Source organism: Paenibacillus sp. Y301 (assembly GCF_059445505.1).
Window position 1 is genome coordinate 148,669 of record NZ_JCAIUL010000006.1, and the last position, 26,333, is coordinate 175,001.

Below are 26,333 nucleotides of genomic sequence, written 5' to 3' on the forward strand. Positions count from 1 at the left end.
ATGACCTTTAAGAGGCAGTTAATAGGTGACTCCTAAATTCATCGGGAGTCATTTTTTTTAATGCCCATTGATATCGTTCGGAGTTATAGTAGGCGATATAATCACCAACCCTTGTTCGCAACTCAATGAGGTTCATACATGACTTGTACTCCAAATCATCCTTCATATGGCCAAAAAAACTCTCCATGGAGGCATTATCCCAGCAGTTTCCTTTCCGTGACATGGACTGGATAAACCCAGCTTTGTGTACGAGAAGTCGGAATTTAGGATGAGTATAGTGCATTCCTTGATCCGAGTGCAAAAGCGCCTCTGGATGAATATTACCGTCCAGTCGCTCGAGTAGTTTCTCCAGTGTTCGTTCTACAATTGGCATTGCCAATGATGAAGAGAGGTGGTGATTGAAGGGTCTCCATGACGTTATTCCGCAACAATATAAAGGAATAGATATGAACTCGCCCGTTTCAGGATTCTTCACAAGTGGTGGTCTGCCTGTTGCTATCGTAGACGAAACGGTATTTGATCGCTTGAAAAAAGGCATAGACCCAGCTATCCAGAAAAAGTCTTCCGTATATATCGGCATTGCTATCAATGATCACGATCATCTTAAAGAAGCTAATGACATCTTTAAGGAACTCGGATTTGGCGATACACTTGCATACGATTCACAACTAGGAATGAGTAACAACCAGAAACAAACTATGGGACTCATCGTGTTTATCGTGGGATTCCTAGGTCTAACTTTTCTGATTACATCCGGATGTATTCTTTATTTCAAACAAATGGATGAGAGTGAAGATGAAAAGGCCAGTTATACCATTCTAAGAAAGCTCGGATTCACACAAGGAGATTTGTTAACAGGAATTCAAAGAAAACAACTCTTTAATTTCGGAATCCCCTTAATCGTAGGTTTACTCCATAGCTATTTTGCAGTCCAATCAGGCTGGTTCTTATTTGGAACAGAGCTGTGGACACCGATGATTATGGTCATGTTACTTTATACAGCATTGTATTCAATTTTCGGAATCCTCTCCGTATTTTATTACAAGAAGGTCATTAAAGAGGCGCTATGATAGATTAAGTGAGCACAAGCTCCAGTACTCAGAGGTACTGGAGCTTGTGCTTACTTATTTATGACTCTGGCTGGCTACTGCATAATAGACTGATTAATGCAGAAAGGATTCATTCTGTACCATTTTAAGCCACCTTATTCTTCCTTAACCCAACATTTGCAATCACATAGTGTGAGACGATAGTCATTACTAATAGTATAACTAAGCCAAACCAAGGGGAATTACTTACTGAAACATTCAATTGGTCAGATTGATATCTTTGACTCGAAGCAAAAATTCCATCTATGTTTTCACTGATCAAATAAGAGGAAATCGACAGGTAAACTATATTTGGAATGCTATATATCAGACCCCTATTTTTAACATGAGTAGGATCCTTCTTCTTGTCTATTTGCTGTCCCCACAAACAAATAACTAAACTAACAAGTGAAGGAATAAGAATAAACCCAAAAACCCAAAAAACGTCAACACGATCTTCTAGAAGAATTATTAGAATTAACGCTACTATATGTACTATACAGGAAGTAAGAAATATCCCTTTACTCTTCAAAATAATAACCCCCTCATAAATTCATTACGTTGTAACTAGGTTTCAATACTACAGATCTCTCCTTTCAAATCTTTTAATTCCAACAAAATTACAAAGAATGAAGTATATTAAAGAAACTCCTACATTAATAGAGAAAATTGTAAATATTTTAGATGTATCAGATAAATCTATAGTACTAAGTTGTTCCGTGTAATACTGGAGCGAAATATACTTGATTCCAGGGAATTTGGAGATAAAAATAAATACAATAAACAAGATACTAAAAATAATCACAGAAGTATTTGTCTTGAAAAAGGTACTAAGCATAACACTCAAATTAATCGTAAATATATATACCAATACAATAGATATGAAAAATAAAATCATACCAACAATTTCTTCCTTCTTGATAAATTGGCTTGAAATAATATCTTCACGTTGAACTGCAAAAATATAAAACATTACCATTGTTACTAAGAAAAATATAATGCATATCAAACTAACCATAGCGATTAAAGACCAGACCTTTGCTTGATATATCTTCCGCCGATTATTGATTCTTTGCGTATATAATAAGATGCTTTTATTCTCAATTTCCCCACCCAGTGATCTAGATGCAATTAAAGATAGTATGAAAAAGTAGATGAAAATGGAGTCAACGAAAAAAAACATGTTTAAAAAGAAACCCATAGCATATTCTTTACCTTCTCCGTTGAAGACGATAGCAGAGGAATTAAGAAATACTCCAATACTATAAAGTGCTGGGATTCCAAACATTGTGAGCATAATCCACATATCCTTACGATGTAAGAGTTTCCTGAATTCGATGTTCCATATTGCCTTGTTGCTCAACATTGTTAATATCTCCTTTAAACAACCTAATAAGTGACCCTTCCATAATTTCAAAATCCGTAATAGCAATTTCCTGATAGACGAGTACTTTTAGAATCTTATTCAAATCATTTAGTTTCTGCATAGTAATGACATTATTATGGATGACCAAATCGTTGTTACATGCAGCGAATATGATGGATTTGAAATTCTCACTTATTCTATCTACAGTGATAACATATTTTCTAGCATCATCAAAAACTCCGTCATACATTTTAACTCCATCTTCGATATATATAATTCGATCGCATACATCCTTAACCTCAGTTAAGTTATGATCAGAAAAAATAATAGCCTTTCCTTCTTTTTTAGCTTTGTCTACAATAATTTTCTTTACAAATTCCCTTCCCATCACATCTAGACCCACTAAAGGTTCATCTAAGATAAGTAATTCTTTGTTATTCAAAAGAGCTTGAGCTAAACCGAGTCTTTGTTTCATCCCAAAAGAATAAGTCTTTACATATTCTTTTTTTCTCTCGTGCAGTCCCACTAATTCTAATACTTCAAGTAACTCCTTATGAATTGAACTAATATTTGTAACACCGTCAGCCATCATAAGTAATTTCAAATTATCATACGCATTTAAATAGTCTAAAAAACTACTTTCAATCAAAACACCAAAATCGGAAATTAAATGCTTATTTTGGAGAAGGTTCTCATCATTTATAAAAATCTCTCCGGAAGAGATATGAATATGATTAACAATGCAGTTTAACAGTGTCGTTTTACCCGAGCCATTCTTCCCAATTAAACCGATCACCTCGCCTGAATTTATCGTCATTGAAAAGTCACTTAGTGCCAAGTGGTTTCCATAATACTTCGTAATATTTCTTACTTCTAGTTTCATGTGATTTCTCCTAATACAAATTTAAAAGGGTAGCGTTGAAATACTCTCACAATGCTACCCACTCCTAACTACCAGCTCTTAGCATAACTCACACATAAAAAAGTACGTATAAGTTCGGTGTCTCTTAATCGTTCAACAAAGTTTCGTCCCTTATCATCTAATCCAATAATAGAGCCATTGCTTAAATTCCCAATCATATCTAACCCTTCTATTTCGAAATGCCTGACTCGATTATGTAAATTAAACTTTTTCCATTTATCAAATTCATATATATCCTCCTCATCAATTCTTAAAATTTACTAAACCATTATAGAAGTGAAATCGAGTTGTCAGAATACTATTGAGCAAATAGTATAGTATTTTACATAAGAAGAAACATTTAACACTAGTATATTTTATTACTTTTTTATTAAATATAAACATAATAAACATTTTTTCCTAATACCTATAATATTTCATTTAGTAGGGTTTAAAATATGATTACTATCACTTTAAATCATTTTTTATATTAGTCTATTATTATTTATTAAGGAATAATAGTAAGAAAAACGAACTCCAGACTATAAGGTCTGGAGTTCGTTCATTTCTTTCCACCCAAGAGACTCCACTCCATTCTGAATATACATATAGGTATATCAGTTAATGAGGATGGAAAGGGTGACCTCTATTGAAATTGAAGTTAAAGAAGAAGATAACCACAACGATACGCAAGTCGGCTACGCAGAGGGTCAACTTTGCAGTTATGGGTGATAGTCATGTTGGTTACTTGAATAGTCTGAACATATTTAGAGGCCTTCTACCTAAAGCCGTCGCATCGGGTAACAAGAAGTTTGTTATCTTCGGAGGGGATAATAAGCACGGATTTGTGGGGACTGTAGCGGAAGCCGATTATAAAGCATTCAAAGATACCGTCACAAGAAATTTGGGACCCAAAAACATCCCCTATAAAGCATCTATAGGGAATTGGGAAGATAACACTAGAGTCTTATTCAACAAATATTTGGGGGCTGTTTATGGACAAATGAACTTCCCAGGTACAAAGGGTAAGGTGAAATATGTTTGGTTAGATAGATTGAACTAAAGGCGAACCGCAAACTTTAGTTCATTCTATCTTGATAATGCACCAGGGAAATTTAGCTATGATAGTATAAGTCTGCTCAAAACGTTGAGCCCTAATTATTACTACATTATCGATTGCCATTGGCCACTGCGGGTTAGTGGAATTACAGTAGACCCCTCCCACGTCCTAAGTCAGCAAGAAACGGATCATTTCTTTAGAGCGATCCCTTCCAATGTGAGGAACAAGATCCTCGGTATTTTCACTCATCATTCCCATACGTTTTATGAAAATCTAAACAATATTTATCCTGGTTTTACGAAGACCAAATTTTATGTATGCGGATGCTCAGGTGCTTACAAATGTAAATGTAATTCCGCTAGTTGTGGTCGGGGTTACTATGATGCAACCTTGACCATCAACAATAATCAAGTCGATCTTGCGGTCAAGACAGTAAAATCTTAAAAAGTTGACTCTTATCTTTTTCATGCTGGAGATACAAATCACTGACTTCCCTTTTAACAGTCCCTCCGGCAAAACTTTACCTGTATCCTTATACGCGCATCCCGATGCAAATATCTGGTCGATATAGCCCATAACATAGCTGGAGGACGTCCCCACCAAATCGGATATATCAAACTGCCCACATCAGCTGATCCCTGTATAGAGCTAAATCTGGATCGGAATGCAATTCTTGAATACATTGCTGTCAGTCAGCCAGTTACGCTAAGTGAAATCAGCGAATGAATGCAGAAGTCCATGCGAACACGAGCCGCGAACTCAGAAAACTAACTGAAGGACAATTATGTGAAAAGATAACCGATGACGAAGACCGGCGTAATAGCGTATCAAGTGAATCCATTTCGGGTCAGGTTTTTCAGTATTTCTCCTTACTTACCATTCGAGCCTCTATATTCAATCATTCTAGTGTTTACATGTACAATTGAACTCTAATGTTCACCCACCACACGCCATCTTAAGAGTAGGGATTCCCGGTGCTCCGCAGCAATGTCGAAACGATATGTCGTCAGCAACTTTCCTAACTTAACAGAAGATAGTAACGGATGGACCTTAATGTCCGGAAGTACAGGTAAAGAGAAAGCTGAATTCATGTAATCTGTCTGTGCGTCGCTCGATAGTACGAAATCTATGAATTGCTTCGCAGCGGTCTTATTATTTCCACTCTTCAAAATGGATACCGCCCCAATCTCCCATCCTGCCTGCGGAGGAATAGAGGAAGAAATAGCATATCCTGAGTTTGTGAAGCGAAGCTGATCCCCCATGAAGCTAACGACTGCGGCAACATCTCCTACAGCAAGTCGCTGTGCAGAGCTAATTCCGGAGAATGTCGTCGAAGAACTTTGCATCTTCAGTGCATTCATAAGTTCCACTGCCTTCTTCTCACCACGTTCCTGTGCAAGCGAAGCCAGTAATGTATATCCCGTTCCAGATGTTTCAGGATCAGGAATTTCTATTTTCCCTTTAAGCTCTGGCCTTAGTAAATCTTCATATCGTTCTGGGAGCGCTAAATCCGCAAGCAGTGGATCCTGCTTCCATACTTGCTCATTCACGCCAATAGCCAAGGCACCCATATACATCCCGGTCCAGAAACCGTCCTTATCTTTGTATATTTCGGGTATCTTATCAACCATACGTGACGTATAACGAATTAATTTGCCATTCTTCTTAAGCTGTTCATGAAGATCAGCCGGTCCCCCAAGGACAACATCAATACCCGTCTTGTTCATCTGTAACAGATGATAACTTGCCTCTCCACTGGACATCCGAATGACTTCATAAGACTGACCCGTCTCCTTCTTGAACTTTTCCAGCAGAATACGTGCCTCATCCTCCTGAAAAATCACATATACCTTGAGTGGCTGCTTACTTTGCTTACCGGGATAGAACAATATAAGGACAAGCACGGCTGCCACAACCATCGTTATAATAATGCTTCTACTTTTCAATTACATCTCTCCTCCCGTTTAGTAAGCCTGCCTATATCCGCCCTCTTTAGCTTCCTCACATATACGCCAAAAAAGGAAAACGATTGTTCTCCTTTTTTGAGCTACGATATCAATTTATGATTTAATCTTTTTAATAATATGGATTCTATCAGCCGCTGCGCTCATTTGGACTTGACCTTCAAAGGTCTTCTGACCAATATCATACGCATCCACAATCCATTCTTTACCAGACTGACCAGTTAAGAAGTAACGCTCTTTCTCTCCTAGGAACATCGACGATTTAACGACTCCGAAGACGTTAAACTCTCCCACTTCAGGCTGATTAAGACGTAATGACTCTGGGCGAATACTCAGAAGAACTTCCTCACCCTCCGTCAGCTTCTCATCCGTGGCAATCGTAACGCTATCTCCCGCTTGACCGTAGCGAACCGTGGCCTTACCCTCTCTATTTTGTATAACTGTTGCCTCTATAAAATTGGTAGTTCCAATAAAGTCAGCTACATATTGCGTACGGGGTTCATAGTATATCTCGTGGGGTGTACCGTACTGGTCTATCGCTCCTTTATTAAAAACAACGATCTGATCCGACATCGACAAGGCTTCCAATTGATCATGTGTTACATAGATGACGGTGAGTCCAAGCTCCTGCTGAATGGCCCGTAGTTCAACCCGTACCTCTTCACGTAATTTAGCATCGAGATTACTGAGCGGCTCATCCAGAAGAATAATGGGTGAGTTCATAACGAGGGCGCGGGCCATCGCTACACGCTGTTGTTGACCGCCTGACATTTCATGAGGATAACGCTCTTCCAGCCCGGTTAATTTCACCTGTGCCATAACATCCTTAACGCGTTGTTGCACTTCGTCTTCAGGCCGCTTCTTAATATCTAACCCATAGGCAATATTATCAAATACTGTCATATGTGGGAACAGTGCGTATTCCTGAAATACCATCGGAGTACCCCGTTTGTAAGGAGGTAAATCATTGACTAGCTTCCCATCAATCCATACCTCACCCTCGTCGACCGTGTAAAAACCTGCGATAGATCGCAGTAATGTCGTCTTGCCGCATCCGCTCGGGCCTAGGAAGGTGATGAACTTCCCTCGTTCAATCTGTAAGTTTATATTTTTCAGGACGTGGTTATTGCCAAACACTTTATTCACATTTTTTAGATCTAGTAGTATGTTGGATTCCATCGTGCCCACTCCCTTCTCTGTCATTAGAAATCAAATATTTTTACTTTAGACCGGAAGATCAACTTAATCACGCCAAGCGTAGCTAGTGTTGTTCCCATCAACCCAACGGCTACAGCGGCTGCCCAATAGTAGGTTCCTGTTTCGGCGTAGTTAAAGATCGCCACAGCTGCAACAACCCATTTTGGGGTGATTAAGAAAATAATTGTGCTCAATGTATTCATATTTTTCATAAACGCATAGACAAAGTTCGCTACGACGGTTTTTTGCAGCATTGGAAATACAATCGTTGTCAGCGTCTTACGACTATTCGCACCCAGATTGTTGGCTGCCTCTTCGATCGATTTATCCACTTGTTTAAAGGATGCTGTTAATCCACGATACCCAACAGGCATCTGTTTGAGTAACATCGCAATGACAATTAGCGCCGCAGATCCTTGTAAGACAATCGGCCCATTACTAAAAGCCACGATCAGAGCAAGACCCACAAATGTTCCTGGAAGTGCAATCGGTAGAACCGCGCTGAAATCGAGTAATCTTTTACCTGGAAAAGGTTTACGGACAACAATATAAGCAAGAACTAGGGCAAATGCCACTGCCAGAATAGCACTAATTAACGATAATACTAAACTGTTCAGTACGGCTGGACTGGATGAGCTAAATACAACCTTCATAATGTGATCCAGTGTGAACGTGTTATCTCGGCCGAAGTTTTTCGTAAAGGCAAATAGAATCGTAATCGCAAACATCGAAATAATGAACAATGAAATCAAGCTGTTAAATGTAAAGAGTAACGCATCGGTTTTCTTAGATGTTGTGATCCGTTTCAAGCCAGATACTGGCTTACCTGTAATCGTAGAGTAGGAGCCTTTGGATAACACCTTATTTTGAACCCAGAATACAATCAGTGCAGGAATTACTAGGATAATCCCCATAACAGAAGCAAGTCCTGCCTCGTTATTGATTATTTCCCCGTAAATTTCAACAGCAAGGAGTGAATAGTTACCACCAATTAGCTTCGGGTTCCCAAAGTCAGCGAAACAGTTAATCGCTACCAGCAAGAACGCATTAATGACACCTGGAAATGCAAGCTTGAGTGTGATGGTACGAAATAATTTAAAACCTCTCGCTCCAAGATTCTGTGCTGCAATCTCCAGATTTGGAGATATGGCTCGCAACACACCCGTTATAGTCATATAGGCCAGCGGGAAATAAGAAATGGTCTGAACAATCCATAGACCCGGAAGTCCATACAGATCAAGTTCAAAATTGAAATTAGTATTTAACCACTGAGAGATCATACCGCCACGCCCGAAAAGTAACAGGAATGCTAATCCACTCATGACCGAAGGGGCTAATAACGGAATAAAGGCAATAAAGCGGAAGAATTTCTTTCCCCGGATGTTACTGTAATTAATAGCATACGCATATATAAATCCGAATATGGTTGCTGTAAGTGCAGAGAGCGATGAGCTGACCACGGTATTTAATAACGCTTTACCATAACGTGGCTTACTAAAGAATGTTGCCCAATTGTCAAAGCCCGATGTACACACAACGTATACGAGCGGATAAACGACAAATAGAATGAGGAATGCAAAACTGGTCAGTACGAGTACGAGTGACGATGGATCTTTGAAGAGCCTCTTGACCGACTCCCCAACGCCTTTTTTTTCTTTCATAGGGGGCGACTCCCACCTTTCTGCTATCCATTAAGGGGCGTTACACTGACCATTACAGCCATGTATAACACCCCATTGGCTCTCTTTTATTTCAAATTCTTCAGTGCACTTTGTAATTCTTTACGTTGGGAAGCTGCTTTCAACAAATCATAAGCATCATTATATTTTGTTGTCTTAATATCGATTCCACCCTCTGGAATCGGTACAGATGCTTTAACGGACACGGCATAAGCTGATTGTGTATACAACTCACCTGGTTCATTCGTAAGCATATAATCCATTAATTTCTTTGCAGCTTCTGTGTTAGGGCCATTCTTAACAATGGATAATGCCCCAACTTCATAGCCTGCAGCTTCTGGTACGACACTTACAATTGGATTACCTTGGTGTTTAATTTTCAATTGGTCACCTAAGAATGTCACACCAATGGTGTATTCGCCTTTAGCAGCTTTCTGAATTGGCTCAATACCGGATTTCGGTCTTTCCTTCAGGTTCGGTAGCAATTGCTCAATATAATTCAACATTTCTTCCTCACCCCATACTTGGGCTAGTGAAGCTACTGCTGTATAAGCTGTGCCTGATGTTGCTGGATCAGACATACCGATTTCGCCTTTAAATTTAGGATCTAGTAGGTCCTTAAAGGACTCAGGATATGGGTCACTGCCGTACTTATCCTTCCAACGTTCCTCATTAATACCTATCGCAATCGGGTTAAGATAGAATCCTGTCCAGAACCCCTCTTTGTCCTTCATATTGTCAGGAATATCAGATGCGTTCGGAGAAGTATATGCTTCTAGTGATCCCGCTTCTTTCAACACTTGGTGGGAATCTGCTGGTCCACCCATCAGAAAGTCAGCTTGTGGATTACCCATCTCGTTCTGTACACGGGATACGGCTTCACCACTTGGTAAGCGTAGAATGTCATAATCAATACCGGTTTCAGCTTTGAATTTATCGAGTAATTTACGTGCTTCTTCTTCTTGGAAGATGGAATATACGGTGATCTTCTGTTTTTCTTTTCCACCGAATATGCCAGATTTAAACATAAAGAACCCCGCTACTAATACAATCACTATGACCGACAATATAATGACCGAACTGTTACTCTTTTTATTTCTTGCCATAGATTAAACCATCCCTTCAATTTCAATATGAGGTATCGTTTAACTTGAAATAGGCCCTTTGATTCGTCTCATCCAGAAGGTCATACACCACGATATAAGCACTGTCATATCGATCCAAATGAATCCAGTGCTTTTTCGCTCGATAGTCACTCGTGAGTTGAATGACAAAGTGTGCGTCTGGTGGTTGTTGCAAGTCATTAAAATGGCTGAAATCGATGATACGCGCTGCTTCCTTAATCTGTAATGTTAATTCCTGTCTCTCATGTTGTGAGAGAGCCGTAAGTACACCCTGTTGAAGTGAGAACACGTCATTATTCTTGTTCTCCACTGCAGATCCAATCGTTCTTGTCGTTAGGATTTTATCAATGAGTGTACTTTGCAACTTACGGATGTTAGCACTCACATTAAGCGAATTGACCAATCCATCGCCGAATTGAAACGCATTCGTCTCCACTTGAAATGGAATATCTTCTTGATCCAAATAAGCTATAGTCCCTGTTAATAGAAGCCTTGGTACCTGCTTCTGTTCACGCTGAGTACCCAAGGATAATAACCTAGAGAAAGAAGATTTCAAATTCAACAGTTCCTTCGGATCATCAATGGAGATAGTCCCTAGCCCTGGATATGTAATATCCACGCGCATAGGAACACCTGCAACACGATCGAGGCTATCCTGCTGAGGAGGTACGATATGCACAACGTCGACAGGTGTACGAAAAGCGTAAGAACAAATAGCGATTAATAGACCACCTATTATGACTTGTAGCAAGATGAGGCGAAACCATGAAAGCCCTTTCATGTCCTCTGGCATTTACTTTAACCTCCACATGTATCAAAAAAATTTTAGATTTGTATCACTTTTGTAACAACGCTTACATTTTTCAATTTATCGGAAATTGTAGCTGGACTTCTGTCCCTTGCCCCTCTGCGCTGTGGATGACAATACTTCCTCCCTGCAGTTCCATAAACTGCTTGCAGATCGGTAATCCTAAGCCGTGTGTCTCCTTCGTAATGACGCGGTCCTGCTTCTCAGCCGAGGGTAGAAACAATATCTGTTGATCCTGTTGCGATATTCCCTTCCCATTATCCACAATTCGAACCAGACCATGGTGTTCATGCTCTGTCAGTTCAATATGTAGCTGTGTACATTCGCTATGCTTAATAGCATTATCAATCACGTTAAATAGTACCTGTTGGGTTCGTTTTGGATCTAAATATATGTTACAAGGTGAGATCTTCACCGTGGTAGATATCGTTGATTTCTTAAGTGTCGGCTGGAGGATCCGGAGACTGTCCGTAATAAGAACCCCCAAATCAGCCTGTTCAAGTATGATGCGCCAGGCTTCATCCCCTTTGAGCGATGTATATAGGAGTTCATCAACCATCGTTAATAACCGTGTGCTCTCTTTACGGATGTAGATATTACACTCTTGTATTTCTTCCGTCCGATTCATTCTTGCAATCAAATCAGAGAAACCAATAATGGAAGTGAGCGGTGTCTTTAACTCATGGGTGATATTATCATAAAAGGCCTTCTGTTTCCCTTGTTCATAATGTAGCATTTCGATGTGATGTTGCAGGGCATCCGACATGTGATTGAAATCCTTAGCCAATTCGCCTATTTCGTCCTGACTGCTCACCTGTATCTTTCTGCTGAAGTCACCGACAGATACGGACTTAAGTGCCTGTTGTAGCGCATGCAAGGGTTTCATTAGAAAAGATGAAAAGGAATAGCTACCCAGTAACGAGAAAATTAAGCAACCTAACGCCGCTCCTATAAACCAGCTCCGCATCTGGTGAAGTGTCTCACTATTCTCGTGGAGATCCAATAAATAACGAAATCCACCTACCATCTTTCCTTCATACCAGAAAGGTACAGAATAGATGAGATATTGTGTGCCTTCGCCTGCGGTAATGACCGTCGTTGTATTTCCCGATAATGCTATCTTAATGTCATCGCGTTTGAGCAAATTCTCCTTATCACTACTGCTACCGACGATGGTCTCATCTAGAGCGAATAGTTGTACTTGAAAGTTGCTATTCGAAGCTAGATGTGAGGCGATAAAGGGAGCGTATGCACCCGAGAATAACTGTTCTATGTTGATTTTCTTATCGCTTACGATCTTCAAGGCTTCAATCCGATGCAGAGCAGAATACTGGTTTAACGTCTGGGTGTCACGTTCGATCATGCTCTTATTAAGCGTATAGTTAACGATGAAATACATCGCTGTAAGCAGCATGATAATCGTAACGGCATGCTGTATAAACATTTTATTACGTAACCCCATACCTATACCTCCAGCTTATAGCCCAAGCCATGTACGGTCGCAACCAAGTGCTCATTGGGTCTCATTTTCTCCCGAAGACGATTCACCATCATGTCCACGGAGCGTGTATGACCATAATAATCGTAACCCCAGACCTGATCTAACAGATCCTCACGGGTGAACACCTTCTTCGGATTCGTACATAACAACCACATGAAATCAAACTCTTTACTAGTCATTTTAAGGAGTTGGCCGGCAATCTTACAGGAATGCTCCCGCTTGTCAATCTCAATAGGCCCAATCTGAATGACTTCAGTTGCCACGATCACCTTCATCCGTCGCATAACTGCCTTAATACGTTCAATGAGTTCACGTGTCTCAAAGGGCTTCGTCAGATAATCATCTGCTCCAAGCTGAAATCCTAATATTTTATCGTTCATTTCATTCTTAGCGGTGAGGACAATGACGGGTACTGTCTTATACTGACGTTGAAGTATCTGAAGAAGTTCAAATCCGGAACGGTCAGGCAACATAAGATCAAGTAGAATGATATCTGTATGCTCGGACTCAAGCTCTGTTAATCCTGCAGCTACAGAGCCTACAGCCTTCGGGTGGTATCCTTCAACTTCCAAGCTTAATTTAAGCAACATTTGGATACTGGGATCGTCTTCAATGATGAGAATATTCATAAGTTACCCCCTCTTCATGTAATACCAATTCTTACTCTTGTTCGTTACAATCTATCATATGTCATTCATATCCCCCTTATAATAACGGATACTTCTCGTGATGCACACATATTCTATTCGTTTGTATCTTTTGCTAATTAAATATGCCCCTTTGTTCAGCCTTTGGAATGATGTTCATTCACCATAAATATCGCTACTCTATTAATGATAGACAACATATAATTGATCCCTTAAACTTAACAAATCGCGAATAAATTACAAGATGGAGTGAATTTATGGTTTCGAATCAATTATCAGAGTTGCATCAGCGTAATAAATTAATTGTTTGGTTGTTGTGGGGCTGTTTATTACTTGGTATAGGTGCAAATTACAATTATCCTAACACCATCATTACCCTTCTCTCAGCGGGTCTCCCCCTTGCCTTGTTGTGCACAGTACTTGTGTGGAGACGATTGGCACCAGCCTATATGATGTACGTAACTTCCCTTGGCTTCAATGTCATTGCATTCTTCTTCATTCATACAACGAGCAACATTATCAACATGCTCATTATATATTTAGGGCTAGGAATCGTATCGCTATACCATAACTATCGTCCTTTAGTTGTTAATGGTGTCATATCTGCCATTATGATCAACTACTTCTTGATGACGAAGGAATCCTATGCTTCAGTAGTTCCCATCGGAGTTAATGCTTTCCTCATTCTCATGGTCTTAGTACTCGTGTTCCAGAGTCGAATCGGTTCGAGAATGATAGGAAATATGTCAAAGAGTAACAGTGAATCAGAACGTGCTAAGTCGGAGATGGAGGAGGTAATTACGAGTGTTACTGAATCTGTGGGTGTTCTGAGTCGTTCTAGCAACCTTATCCAGGATAATGCGCTAACAACATACCGTGTTTCCAAGGAGGTCGTGAGTGCCTTCAAAGAAATTGCTATAGGTGTCGAATCACAAGCATCTAGTGTTACTGACATTTCCCATGCAATGCAACAATTGAACGAAACGGTGATGCAGGCAAATGAAGCATCCATCACGATGAGTGGCAAGAGTCGTGACACCGACCAGTTCACACAAGAAGGCCAAGAAAAGATTATTCGCCTAACTGACAATATGTCAGAAGTGACATATATCGTAACGAGAACATCTGACATTATGAAACACATGAATGAGCAAAACCAAAAAATAGAGACGATAGTTGCCACTATCGTTGGGATTGCCCAGCAGACTAATCTCTTGTCATTAAATGCTTCCATTGAAGCCGCGAGAGCAGGTGAACACGGCAAGGGATTCGCAGTTGTTTCTCATGAAATTCGTAAATTAGCACAGAACTCTCACGAAGCATCAGCAGACATTGCAGGAATTCTTGGAACTGTTCAGAAGAATATCGAGCAGGCAACCGACATGGTAAGTAACGGTCTGCTCGCTGTTGAATCAGGGAGAACATCCGTAGATGGGATTTCTCGCTTGTTCGGTGGCATTCGTGATAATACACAAGGCGTTCTAGAGCAGGCTGAAAGCCTGAAGACCATGAATGGACACATCCATCATTCCTCTAATGTTGTATTAGGTGAACTACATTCTGTCGCGGCAATTACTGAAGAAAATTCAGCATCCATTGAGCAGGTCTTGGCAAGCGTCGAAGTCCAGCAACAACTTGTATCCGAGACAGTAACCAACATTGGCCATTTGAATCAATTGGCAGGAACTTTAGAAAGCTTGACGAAAAAGTCATAGCGGTTCGATGATGATCTAGACGGTCAATTACAAGATTCCAATTGATACTTAAGAAAAACAGATATACAAAAGCCCCTAATTCGTATTTATGAATAGGGGCTTTTGTATGTCTTAATTCTTTATTTTCTAGTCTATATTTGTATCTATACCGTATCTCTTAATCTCTCCACAACACTTTGCTTACTAAGGCTACGGAAGGCAACATACGGAATAATAATAGACAATACAAGTAGTGCAGGATACGCCGCCACTAATGGAGTAATAGTGAACTTATAGCTGAAGAACCATAAGTTTCCAACTACACCTCCAATAACCACATAGGAAAAGATTATACCGAGTGCCAATGAAGCAATGATCGTCGCGATAGCATAATACAACCCTTCAAAAATAATCATCCGACGCAATTGTTTATCGGTCATACCAATGCTCTGCATAATGGCGAACTCTTGCCGGCGGGATACGAGACTGGTCAGCATCGAATTGACGAAGTTCAAGATACCAATTAGCCCGATGATCAAGCATAACATCCCACCGACATTCATAAGCATATTTTTCATTCCCTTAAAGGTATCCATCATCGTCATCTTCGAATCATAGTTCATGACCGGTTCGATTTCCTTCGTATAGCTATTCAAAAAGGCATCCATAGATTGCTCATAGCTATTCTCAACGTTAAAGGCATAACTCATGACCACAGGTCGTGTAACTACCTTTAGATACTCTTCAGCAGGTAGGTACATCATAAAGCTGCCCATCAATCGACTGGTATTCGTATAGCAATCTGTTTTTGCTTTTGCCAACACTTCATATTCATGCATCTGACCATCTACAGTAATCTGTATCTTGTCTCCAATCTTATATCGATCAACATCCCACTGGACCTTCCCATGATCATCTGCAGGCAGACCTTCAATGATATATTTACCTGTTGCGAGCTTGTCTATATCCAGCTCACCTTCGACAATATCCAATCTTGATAATGGCAGATGCTCTAGACCATATAAGTCAAGGAGCTGATCATCACCCTCTGGCAAGTTCACATTCTTACCCGTATAGGCTACTCTATTGTGGCCTGTATAGTGGATTTTACTCTGACCCAAGAAGACGTTGTAATATAACCTGCCGCCTTCCTCAAATCCTGGCTGTCCCTCGACTGTTTGAATAAAGCTTTCAGATAACTCATCTTCTTCAAAACGGAAGTAATTATGGTTGAAATAATTCGCGTGTCCAATTAAGAAGTCTGTATCCATGAATGCAGAGAGATATTTGTCCATGTCCATTCCCTTAGATAGCGTAAAGACTGAATTCAGCAACACTAGACTCAAGGAAAGTGACACTACGACTAACAACGTTCGTTTTTTATTACGGCCTAGATTAGATCGTGCCATTTTGTGCAACTTACCACCATCGGTACTCTTTTTATTCTTACGTTTGATATCATCAGAAACACCGCTATAACGGATTGCCTCTATGGGAGACACGCTACCTGCCATCTTGCCAGGTTTACGTGAACTGATAAATACCGTGATTAGTGCAAATAATGCTGCCCCAATAAATATAATTGGATTCAAGGATACTACAGCATCGACACCACTAGAATCAGTGATTCCCATAATGAGTGGCAAGCATGCCTTACCTATAATGAACCCAATCACTAATCCAAATGGAATACCAATCACCGATAGTAGAAGTGCTTGCTTGGTAAGCATTTTTTTGATCTGCTTGGAGGTTGTCCCGATCGTTTTCAATAGCCCATAGAATTTAATATCCCGAATCACAGAAATTTGAAATATATTAAAGATAATCAAATAACCTGTGAAAATAATAAGTATTAATGCCGCCGTAACGGATAGAAGGGTAGTCGGGTCAGCGCTGAAGTTTGAAGACAAATACGCCCAGTTCACATTACCTTCAATATCCGTTGAGCGCGGGTCACCCTTGCTGTCATCCCCGCGATAGGTATAACCACTGTCCGTGATAACCTGTTCCAACTTTTGTGCCATGTTCTTACTATTGCTGAACATGATATCCGCATTAATTGCACCTGTCATATCATTGTCGGTCTTATAAGTGAATGGCATATTAGCCATATCTGTATCCACGAAGGCCTTTGAGACCAACACGATACCTACATTAATGGCTGCATCACTATTCCAATAACCACTCAACGTAAACTCCTTGGTATAAGACTTCCCTTTCAGAGTATAGGACAAAGGCACTTTTTGACGTATTTCATGAGGGATTCCGAGTAGATCCAGGGTCATCGTATCCGTAATGATCTCATCTTCCTGCTGTGGCATATCACCTGTTGTTGGTGTATTGAATCGGAGCTTTGCCCCTATTGTATCCTCATACCACATCTCTACATGGCGTTTCAGAAACTCCGGATTATCGGCCGTGCTAATCATTTGGTTGTAGCCAATCTCTTTAATCAACGGATGGTCCTTCATGGTATTGAACTGTTCATCGGTAATATATTTGGCTACCGCATGTGCACTGCCCCCCGATAGACGCATCGTTTGGTTCTGAAAGCTCTCCATTGTCCCCATACCGATCGTGAACAGCGTGGTGAATAGGATTGTAGTTAGTGCAATAGCGATAATAGCGATCAGATTGCGTGTCTTATTGGCTTTAAAATTGGCAAAAGCGAGCCGAGATACTATTTTTCGATTCGAAACTTTTATCATGTTACTCACCACCTACAATTGTGCCGTCCTCGATACGAATTACACGATCCGCCAATTGCGCAATCTCTTCGTTATGAGTAATCATGACAATCGTCTGATTGAACTGCTTACTGGTCACCTTCAGCAATCCCAGGACATCCATGCTCGTCTTACTGTCTAAATTACCCGTAGGTTCATCAGCAAGAATGATAGCCGGCTTAGTCGCAAGGGCTCTCGCAATGGCTACACGTTGCTGTTGTCCACCGGAAAGATTGTTGGGCAGGCTATACAGTTTGCTCGCCAATCCCAACGTTGCTGCAATTTCCGCAACAAAGGCTTGATCCACCTTGTTACCATCCAATTCTATTGGCAAGGTAATATTCTCATAGACATTCAATATGGGTACTAAATTATAGTTCTGAAAAATAAATCCAATCTTTCGACGACGAAAAATAGTTAGCGTGTCATCCTTCAACGCAAATATATCCTTGCCATCGATCAATACCTTACCGCTTGTTGGACGATCAAGCCCTCCCAACATATGCAGCAATGTGGATTTCCCACTGCCTGAAGTTCCAACGATGGCCACAAACTCACCATGTTCAACCGTTAGATTAACCCCATCCAAAGCACGTACCTTATTCGCTTCCCCACCGTAATATTTCTTTAAGTTATTGGTCTCTAATATATTCATTCGATCGTGAGCCTCCATATCAAAAAATCTATACTGTAAATGCCTTTCCGCATCCTACGATATAGACTATAACATCCAATTCTTTCAGGCTTCTGTCTGAAATCTTTCAGTATTGAAATGTTTCAGTCCGGCCAATTCATTTTGGAAGAAAGATAGAAAACGTGCTGCCCTCTTGAGGCGCTGAGTTTACTTTAATATACCCCTTTTGCATCGAAATAATTTCTCTTGCCAAGTATAGACCTATGCCCACACCTTCCACCAGACCGACTTGAGGAGAGCGATAGAACCTTTTAAAAATTTGATTGATCTCATGCTCATCAATACCAATACCCGTATCCTTGATGTCAATCCGAGTGAATAGTTCATACGTTGTGGTAGAGATCGTAACGATTCCATGCTCAGGTGTGTATTTAATGCTGTTATCCAGAATGTTAAAAAGGGCCTCCTCCGTCCACTTGGGATCACATAAAGCCATCGTGTCATCTTCAATACAATGATGAAGATCAATAGATTTCAACTGAGCTTGTTCTTCCACTTGCGCAACTGCACGATGTATAACATCCTTCAATCGATTGGCCTGAGGATGAACATCAATCATTCCTGCTTCCATTCGCGATGTTTTAATTAATGATTGAATCAGGAAATTCAGCTTCTCCGATTGTTGTGCAATCTGATCTGTCAGCCCTATCGTAGGCCCACCCTCTTGCTCTTGCTCTTGCTCTTGCTCCTGCAAGAGCTGAGCATACAGCAGAATATTGGCAATGGGAGTCTTCGTCTGATGGGAAATATCGGAGATCAGCATATTAATCCGATCCTTCTCCCTGCTCATATCACGTTCGCCAATAGTGGAGGCGTTCACGAATCGATACAACTTCGTCTCAATTTGTGATAGCCGCGTCTCATCATAGTAGGTTTCCTTAAAGGATGTATTCATGGCCGCATCAAGCATCATGTTTAATCGGTCTAACATCACCTTACTTTTACGATGATAGATAACCATTAACAATCCACCCGTGATCATGGCACCTACTACAGCAGCCAGTACATACAAATACACATTCCCCATGTTATTTCACCGCCCACCTATATCCGATTCCATAAACCGTTTGAATATAATCTGGTCGAGCAGGAGCCTCCTCTAATTTATTCCGTAATCGACTAATCGTAACGGACAAAGCGTTCTCATCGACATACTCACTACCGTCCGCCCAGATCTTATCAATGAGTGTAGCGCGAGGAATAGTTATCCCTTTATTCAAAATGAGAATACGCAACAGCCTCTGCTCCGTCTTACTTAGAATCACTGGCTGTCCCTTGCGCTTGAACTCCATTTTATCGAAGTCAAAAATAAAATCATCCAATTGTATAACGGACGAAGCATGCTTGTCCGAAGTTGTTCTTCGCAACTGTGCAGCCACCCGTGCTCGCAGAATCATGAGACTAAATGGCTTCGTCATATAATCATCAGCACCCAACTCAAGCCCCGTCACCACATCAATCTCCATATCGTTCGCAGTTAACATTAAGATAGGTACAGATGAATTCTTACGAATCTCTTGGCACCATTCAAACCCATTACCATCAGGAAGGTTAATATCCAAAATAATTAAATCAACCTCATGACTGTTTAGCAATAGTCTGGCCTGTTTGATCGTAAAGGCTTGTAGAAAGACCCGTGAATCATCTCTTAAAGAAAGAACGATACCATTATTTAACGCTATGTCATCTTCTACGACTAATATAGTCGGCATAAGCTCAATTCCCTTCCATACCCTGCTTATATGAATCCAATAGGTTTCCCCCTCTATATTAGCATTCTCATATTAAGAATTGTATGTACGTTCGATCAACCTCATAGCAAGGTATTCCTTTGAGCTCACATGTAAGGTATTTGCCTCATACGATTTCAAAAAAAATTACGGCAGCAATCACCATTAGGTGTCGCTGCCGTCTTCATTCTTTCTTATGGTGTCCATTGATCGTGGATGATGCCCACAAGTGCATGGTCTTCCCCGATCTTCTCGAAGACAAGACGCAGGCTACGCCAATCCTTCCCTTCAACAGATGGATCGATGCCGTCTATGTGGTATTCAACGAAGTCATAGCTTTCTTTAGGATATACTTCGTTTAAATTGTTAACATTCGCGCCTTCTCCTAGTCCCTCGTTCACTGCGACCTTTGCATCCTTAATAAAGTCCGCATCGTAGACAAATCGCTTATAGTATTCTGCAAATGTCATCTTGTTCTGCTCACCTGAGCCAGGGAACGTCCGCCACTCACGTTCTGTGATATCTTCCATCCCCCGCTCTAGCTCGCCTCTTGTAATTACGACATCTTTCTTCGTATCAACGTAAGCGTATGGTGAGAACCGCAGCCCTTTCTCTGGGTGCACCCAAGCTGCAAGTGTACTCATATCACTGTTCTTTATTGCATTCATAACCGTTGTGGCTGCTTCCATTGCCGTCGGTGGAAGCCCCTCCTGCAGCTCTGCCTGCTCCGTTGGTTGTTCTTGTGGTTGTTCTTGTGGTTGTTCCTGTGGTGTCTCTGGTGGATTCTCTTGTACTTGCTCCTGAGGATCCGATACCACATTCGGTGTCCCGCTGCAGGCAGCAAGCAACAACATGACCGCTCCCGCAACCATCCATCCTATATTTCTTATTCTATACATGATCTCTCTCCTTTTTTTTCTTTACACTCTCTGACGTATATTAACTGGAGAAGTTGCAGATAAGCATAAATGGCTTCGCCGTCCTTTAGCGGCGATGAATCGTTTAGCGTTGAAATATAATCCTATTTATAAGCAGAAATACTTATAAATTCTTATATTTTAAAAAAGGACGACTAAAGCCAATAATGGCTTTAATCGTCCTGAATACAGCAATCTCCGTGTTTTATTTAGAAACATGGTTACCTACCTTTTACTTAATCACCTGTGAAAGCTCCGTAAAGATAACCCCTAATGCGTAAGCTCCCGCATCCGGATAACCAATACTTCGCTCACCTACAGTACCGGCTCTGCCCATACGGGCCACAATCGTTTCGGTATGTTTCGCTCCTTCTACTGCAGCATCTGCTGCCTTTTTAGAAGCTACCTTAATGTCGTCACCACTAATCACACTACTTGCCCAAGATTCAGCATAAGGAACAAGCGCATCAATCAATGTTTTGTCCCCAACGACAGCACCGCGGCCAAATGCTCTTTCTCCTGTATCTTGTATCCCTTTAACAACAGCAGCCATCATCTGAGCGAACTCATCCATTGATAACTCTTGTTTATTTCCAACATTTTTGCTAGCTGCTCGAAATGCGGATCCCCAGATCGGACCGGAAGCTCCACCACAATACTCCATAATTATAAGAGAACAAGCACCTAAGAAACTTCCCACATCCGTTGCATGATTCGTAACAATGTCATGCCACTCTGTCTTTAGTTGCTTAAATCCCTTAGCCACACTCATACCGAAGTCACCGTCACCCGCATGAGCATCTAGTTCACAGAAAGGTACTTCTTTCTCAATGATAATTTCACTCATCTTATCGATGAGGTATATAACATTGTTTAAAGAGAATGAGTTATGATCAACTTTTACGAAGTCTGGATCTGTCTCACACCTGTAGGATACAGACGTATTCTCAGCTTCCGCTAAAACAACCTCAGTATAGTTCACTTCTTCAAAAGGTTCATGAACTACAAGCGCAGGTGTCTCACATGCTGCACTTAACAGTTGCTTCAACGAATCGTCCAGCGCCATGATTGAAACTGAAGCCCCAGCCATATCAATGCTCGTCATATAATTTCCAACAAATACTTTATAGACTTTCTTATTTCTAGATGCCAATTCGCGCATCACGGAATTATTCAATAGATATAATTCTTGTAACGGTGTTCCACCGAATCCATTAATCAACACGGCAACTTCCTGCTCGTCACTCTGATCAATCTTCAGATTCTCCAACAATGCGCTCACCATTCTGTTGGCTAATTCATCGGCAGACACTAATTCTTCTCTACGAATTCCAGGTTCTCCATGGATCCCAACACCATACTCCATTTCATTATCCTTAAGTGTGAAGGTTGGCGATCCTTTGGCAGGAACCGTACAAGAAGTAAAGGCAAATCCGATACTTCTTGTATGATCTATCGCCTTTTGAGCGGCTTCCTTTACTTCGCTTAAGGACAATCCTTGTTCTGCTGCTGCACCGGCTATTTTATGAACAAAAACAGTGCCCGCAACGCCCCTCTTCCCAACCGTATAGAGACTATCCTCCACTGCGATGTCATCATCCACTTTAACGAAATCCACTTCAATGCCGTCTTCACTGGCAAGATGAGCCGCATTCTTGAAATTCATAATATCTCCGCTGTAATTTTTTATAATTAACAACGTTCCCTTGTCAGATACAGCAGATCGGATGCCTTGGTACACTTGAATCTGGGAAGGAGAAGCAAATACATCACCACACACAGCAACATCTAACATTCCCTTTCCAATAAATCCAGCATGCGCGGGTTCGTGCCCACTGCCTCCACCACTGATCAGTGTTACTTTATCTTTATTGATTTCCTTTTTCTTAATAATCTTATATTTATTAATAAACTCTAAATCGGGATGTGCCATAACTAAGCCATTACACATCTCTCTTACTAGTGTTTCTGGTTGATTCATTATTTTCTTCATGTTATTCATCCTTACTTAATTTGTATTTCCGACCAAGTTGATCTGCTACGATAATGGCTGATGCGACAGCTTCCTCCGTGATAGGGAATGGCATGGAATGAATAGATTCTTCTGGAAGACAAGCTTTGCGGGCTACTGCCAACGCTTCTTCATATGAAATGCTATTTACGCCAATGTCTGCTAGACAGATGGGAAGACCCACCGCTGTACAAAAAGCCATCACTTCATTCAATTCATCTTTATCTGCATTCTCCAGAACTAATTGAGCTATTGTACTGAAGGCTACTTTTTCACCATGGAAATAATGATGTGTGCCCTCCAGTGAAGTTAAGCCATTATGAATGGCATGAGCAGCAGCTAAACCTCCACTTTCAAAACCAAGCCCTGATAAAAGAATGTTGGCTTCTATAATATTCTCCAATGCAGGAGTAACTAAATTGCAATCAGAAGCTACTTTTGCCTGAATACCATCTTTTAATAAAGTTTCATAACAAAATTTAGCCAGTACTAATGCTGTATTGGTGCCCTTAGCAGGGCCACACGTCCCTTCACGAACTCCACAAGGTAAGCCTGCATTGACGTTAGAGTATGACTGAGAGGTTGCTCTAGCTTCAAAGTAAGTAGAGAGCGCATCCCCCATACCAGACACAAGAAATCTTGTAGGCGCATTTGCAATAACTGTCGTATCAATCATAACCACACTAGGGCTTTGTTTAAAATACGCGTAGTCATCGAATTGACCGTCTGATGTATATAGAACAGCCGAATGACTTGTTGGTGCATCGGTCGCTGCGATCGTTGGAACTATAATCAAGGCTTCCCCTTCTGCTACACATTTAGCCGTATCTATAGCCTTTCCGCCACCTAATCCGATGGTACAAGAGCAAGCATGTTTTTGAGCTAATTCCTGTAATCTCTTTACTTCTTCACGAGTGCACTCCCCTTGGAAATGGCTCTCAACTAATGTGATATTATATTTATTTTTAGTGGATTCTAGTTTCTCTTTTACCCGATTCACATCATCTGGATGAGCAATTAGTAACGCTGAATCACCGAATGTTTGTACAAAATACCCCAAATTAAGTAGTTCGTCTTCCCCCTGAACATATTTCGTTGGGCTAATAAAAGCTTTTCTCATCATAATTCCTCCCCTTTACCTCATTATGTTTCTATTATAGTCTTACTACAAATCGTAAACATTGAACTAAAACCGCCACTTTAAGCGCTTTCAGATAGTGTTTTCTTGTCATCTATCAATCTAATCGAATAATTATGTTCATTTCCCATATTCTATTCCTAAGTTTCCACTTCTATTCAAGAGCATAATTACACAAATCCAACTGATGCATAAGTTACCAAACTTTGATGGATTAACTCTAGCTTCCTTTTTTATAGATGATACGGACTATGCACTTCGAATTGTATTTCTATGTCATTATCTACTAAATGGTATAATCTTGTCTTGTTATCAACGTAATATAGTATAATTAGGATGTATTCAATTCTGTATTAGGAGCATGCACTGATGAATCATTCGTTGTTTAATTTAGATAAAATCATTGATCTAGAGAAATGGCATACGTTGCAGGATTCTCTTGCGCTAGTCACCAAAATGGCGATCATTACAGTGGATTACAAAGGTATTCCCGTTACGAAACATAGTTACTGTCAACCTTTCTGCCAGGGTGTACGGAAGGATTCCGTACTATCTCCTTATTGTCAGAAATGTGATGCACGGGGCGGACTCGAAGCTGTACGATTGAATAAACCCTACATCTATATGTGCCATTTCAATATTATTGATATTGCCATTCCAATCATTATTAATAATCAATATATTGGGGCTATCATGGCTGGACAAGTTAAACTTAAAGACATAGATCAACCACTCGAACAAATTGTATCTCGACCGATTAACGAAGAGACAACTACCAAGTTCAAGAATCTAGAAGAAGATTATCTTGCATTACCGACCTTATCTTACGAAGAAGTATCGACTATCGCTGATATGTTATATCACCTGAGTAACTACATCGTGGAAGAAGCCATCACGAAGACATCCACAATAGATATGTATAAGAAGGCTTTATCTATGGATCAATCTAACGACTCTATAGATACACTTAACTCATCTGAGCGTAATTATCGAAATATTCAAGCTATTCAGAATGAACTATCCAGTACACTTATTGAGAATAAAATCAAAAAGTTTACATCGAATGAAATTCACTCTTTGAATCTACTACTTCAGCCTGCATTTGATTATATCTATCAACATAAAAATGAAAATGTGACATTAAGTGAACTAGCTAAACTATGCCACATCAGCCCAAGTTATTTTAGCCGCATATTTATGAAAGAAACTGGAGAGAAATTCTCCGTCTTTACTCCCCGTTTAAAAATTGAGTGGGCTAAGCAACTCCTAGAGACAACAGATCAATCCATTAATCAAATTAGTGATGAATTAGGATTCTGCGATGCTGGATACTTCATTAAAACATTCAAAAAGTTCGAAACGCTAACGCCAGCTGTGTACCGCAATATGTATCCGAGGCAATCCTATTAGAAATATATAATATTATTTGAGAGTCAACGATTGTCCATTTCCTTTTTGATAAATCTTCATATTATACATCGTAAGATTATTAAAAAGGAGTGAGTGCAATGAGTCTTAATTTTCGCAACAACACGAGTTCACCTGTATATATTGCCTACGCATACCAAGACCCCAATTGTAGACCTGTCACCTATACAAAGATTGGCTGGTACCGCGTGGACCCTGGACAGACGAGAGCAGTGTGGTTCGGATACGTCGGGGGACGTACGTTCTATTTCTATGCTGAGGATGCATACAATAACGTGTGGTCGGGTTCCTACTATACCCAAGTCCCTAATTCGGCATTCCAATGGTGCTGGGATACGGGTTGTACCACCTGCAGAAGAGTAGGATTTAGGAGAATCGATATCAGCTTCATCTATGCGAACTACACAGTCAATCTCATATCAAGTACTAGCCAAGGGCAATCTGAATCGGGTAATACCCTTAATCTATTACCTACAAGATTAAAAGGTGGAGAAACTCTACTGCCTAAAACCCCTAAGGCAATATCAAAAAAATTGAAAGCGGGAAGACCCATTGTCATTAACCGCACAGCATTACCTAAAAGACTAACAATAAAAAAATAATTTACAAAACATTAACTAAAGGAGTGACCTATACCAATTAGGTTATCTCCTTTTTTGT

At 40.4% G+C, this 26,333-nt stretch carries 22 protein-coding genes and 2 pseudogenes; 5 read left to right on the forward strand and 19 right to left on the reverse strand.

The annotated features are described in order from the left end of the window. Window positions 1-7: 7 nt before the first annotated feature. Window positions 8-373, reverse strand: a complete 366-nt coding sequence (locus AC1D69_RS12580) for an IS3 family transposase (protein WP_495456505.1) — start codon at window positions 371-373, stop codon at window positions 8-10. A gap of 25 nt (window positions 374-398) precedes the next feature. Here AC1D69_RS12580 and AC1D69_RS12585 point away from each other — a divergent pair. Continuing rightward, window positions 399-1,070 (forward strand): annotated as a pseudogene (locus tag AC1D69_RS12585) (bacitracin ABC transporter permease); the annotation flags it as partial. A gap of 124 nt (window positions 1,071-1,194) precedes the next feature. On the opposite strand, the gene AC1D69_RS12590 reads toward AC1D69_RS12585, so the two are convergent. Genes AC1D69_RS12590 through AC1D69_RS12600 form a run of 3 tightly spaced genes read right to left on the reverse strand, consistent with a single transcriptional unit; the run spans window position 1,195 to window position 3,337 of the window. Next, complete coding sequence (locus AC1D69_RS12590; protein WP_495456506.1) at window positions 1,195-1,620, reverse strand: hypothetical protein; 426 nt, start codon at window positions 1,618-1,620, stop codon at window positions 1,195-1,197. 48 nt (window positions 1,621-1,668) lie between these two features. Continuing rightward, the gene (locus AC1D69_RS12595; protein WP_495456507.1) at window positions 1,669-2,394 is read right to left on the reverse strand and encodes a DUF2705 family protein; all 726 of its coding nucleotides are present in this window, start codon (window positions 2,392-2,394) and stop codon (window positions 1,669-1,671) included. A gap of 4 nt (window positions 2,395-2,398) precedes the next feature. Next, entirely contained in the window at window positions 2,399-3,337 is a 939-nt protein-coding gene (locus tag AC1D69_RS12600) for an ABC transporter ATP-binding protein (RefSeq protein ID WP_495456508.1), read from the reverse strand. 667 nt (window positions 3,338-4,004) lie between these two features. Between AC1D69_RS12600 and AC1D69_RS12605 the strand changes: the two genes are divergently transcribed. Next, entirely contained in the window at window positions 4,005-4,418 is a 414-nt protein-coding gene (locus AC1D69_RS12605) for a metallophosphoesterase (protein ID WP_495456509.1), read from the forward strand. A gap of 459 nt (window positions 4,419-4,877) precedes the next feature. Here AC1D69_RS12605 and AC1D69_RS12610 read toward each other — a convergent pair. The 8 genes and pseudogenes from AC1D69_RS12610 to AC1D69_RS12645 all read right to left on the reverse strand — a co-directional run. Beyond that, window positions 4,878-5,091, reverse strand: a pseudogene (locus AC1D69_RS12610) (NAD(P)H-dependent oxidoreductase); the annotation flags it as partial. 253 nt (window positions 5,092-5,344) lie between these two features. Beyond that, window positions 5,345-6,361 (reverse strand): extracellular solute-binding protein, encoded by a 1,017-nt coding sequence (locus AC1D69_RS12615; protein ID WP_495456510.1) that lies wholly within the window; start codon window positions 6,359-6,361, stop codon window positions 5,345-5,347. 114 nt (window positions 6,362-6,475) lie between these two features. Further along, window positions 6,476-7,558: an ABC transporter ATP-binding protein gene (locus tag AC1D69_RS12620; RefSeq protein ID WP_495456511.1), complete on the reverse strand. Its 1,083-nt coding sequence runs from the start codon at window positions 7,556-7,558 to the stop codon at window positions 6,476-6,478. 23 nt (window positions 7,559-7,581) lie between these two features. Beyond that, window positions 7,582-9,237 (reverse strand): ABC transporter permease, encoded by a 1,656-nt coding sequence (locus tag AC1D69_RS12625; RefSeq protein ID WP_495456512.1) that lies wholly within the window; start codon window positions 9,235-9,237, stop codon window positions 7,582-7,584. Window positions 9,238-9,323: 86 nt separating this feature from the next. After that, window positions 9,324-10,361 (reverse strand): ABC transporter substrate-binding protein, encoded by a 1,038-nt coding sequence (locus AC1D69_RS12630; RefSeq protein ID WP_495456513.1) that lies wholly within the window; start codon window positions 10,359-10,361, stop codon window positions 9,324-9,326. Between the two features lie 22 nt (window positions 10,362-10,383). Beyond that, window positions 10,384-11,172: a DUF3919 family protein gene (locus AC1D69_RS12635; protein WP_495456514.1), complete on the reverse strand. Its 789-nt coding sequence runs from the start codon at window positions 11,170-11,172 to the stop codon at window positions 10,384-10,386. Window positions 11,173-11,242: 70 nt separating this feature from the next. Continuing rightward, entirely contained in the window at window positions 11,243-12,649 is a 1,407-nt protein-coding gene (locus tag AC1D69_RS12640; protein ID WP_495456515.1) for a sensor histidine kinase, read from the reverse strand. A gap of 2 nt (window positions 12,650-12,651) precedes the next feature. Next, the gene (locus AC1D69_RS12645) at window positions 12,652-13,317 is read right to left on the reverse strand and encodes a response regulator transcription factor (RefSeq protein WP_495456516.1); all 666 of its coding nucleotides are present in this window, start codon (window positions 13,315-13,317) and stop codon (window positions 12,652-12,654) included. Window positions 13,318-13,592: 275 nt separating this feature from the next. On the opposite strand from AC1D69_RS12645, the gene AC1D69_RS12650 reads away from it, so the two are divergent. Beyond that, on the forward strand, window positions 13,593-15,050 hold the full coding sequence (locus tag AC1D69_RS12650) for a methyl-accepting chemotaxis protein (RefSeq protein ID WP_495456517.1): 1,458 nt from the start codon (window positions 13,593-13,595) through the stop codon (window positions 15,048-15,050). Window positions 15,051-15,193: 143 nt separating this feature from the next. Here AC1D69_RS12650 and AC1D69_RS12655 read toward each other — a convergent pair whose 3' ends face one another. From AC1D69_RS12655 to AC1D69_RS12685, 7 genes are all read right to left on the reverse strand, one after another. Next, entirely contained in the window at window positions 15,194-17,737 is a 2,544-nt protein-coding gene (locus AC1D69_RS12655) for an ABC transporter permease (RefSeq protein WP_495456518.1), read from the reverse strand. Between the two features lies 1 nt (window position 17,738). After that, on the reverse strand, window positions 17,739-18,410 hold the full coding sequence (locus tag AC1D69_RS12660; protein WP_495456519.1) for an ABC transporter ATP-binding protein: 672 nt from the start codon (window positions 18,408-18,410) through the stop codon (window positions 17,739-17,741). Window positions 18,411-18,546: 136 nt separating this feature from the next. Continuing rightward, entirely contained in the window at window positions 18,547-19,476 is a 930-nt protein-coding gene (locus AC1D69_RS12665; protein ID WP_495456520.1) for a sensor histidine kinase, read from the reverse strand. A gap of 1 nt (window position 19,477) precedes the next feature. After that, window positions 19,478-20,161: a response regulator transcription factor gene (locus AC1D69_RS12670; protein ID WP_495456521.1), complete on the reverse strand. Its 684-nt coding sequence runs from the start codon at window positions 20,159-20,161 to the stop codon at window positions 19,478-19,480. 212 nt (window positions 20,162-20,373) lie between these two features. Then, window positions 20,374-21,078, reverse strand: coding sequence for a hypothetical protein (locus tag AC1D69_RS12675; RefSeq protein ID WP_495456522.1), 705 nt, complete (start codon window positions 21,076-21,078; stop codon window positions 20,374-20,376). A gap of 250 nt (window positions 21,079-21,328) precedes the next feature. Continuing rightward, window positions 21,329-23,089 (reverse strand): dihydroxyacetone kinase subunit DhaK, encoded by a 1,761-nt coding sequence (dhaK, locus tag AC1D69_RS12680; RefSeq protein WP_495456523.1) that lies wholly within the window; start codon window positions 23,087-23,089, stop codon window positions 21,329-21,331. Between the two features lies 1 nt (window position 23,090). After that, window positions 23,091-24,227, reverse strand: coding sequence for a glycerol dehydrogenase (locus tag AC1D69_RS12685; protein ID WP_495456524.1), 1,137 nt, complete (start codon window positions 24,225-24,227; stop codon window positions 23,091-23,093). Between the two features lie 387 nt (window positions 24,228-24,614). On the opposite strand from AC1D69_RS12685, the gene AC1D69_RS12690 reads away from it, so the two are divergent. Continuing rightward, complete coding sequence (locus AC1D69_RS12690; RefSeq protein ID WP_495456525.1) at window positions 24,615-25,655, forward strand: PocR ligand-binding domain-containing protein; 1,041 nt, start codon at window positions 24,615-24,617, stop codon at window positions 25,653-25,655. A gap of 98 nt (window positions 25,656-25,753) precedes the next feature. Next, window positions 25,754-26,275 (forward strand): DUF1036 domain-containing protein, encoded by a 522-nt coding sequence (locus AC1D69_RS12695; protein WP_495456526.1) that lies wholly within the window; start codon window positions 25,754-25,756, stop codon window positions 26,273-26,275. Window positions 26,276-26,333 lie beyond the last annotated feature (58 nt).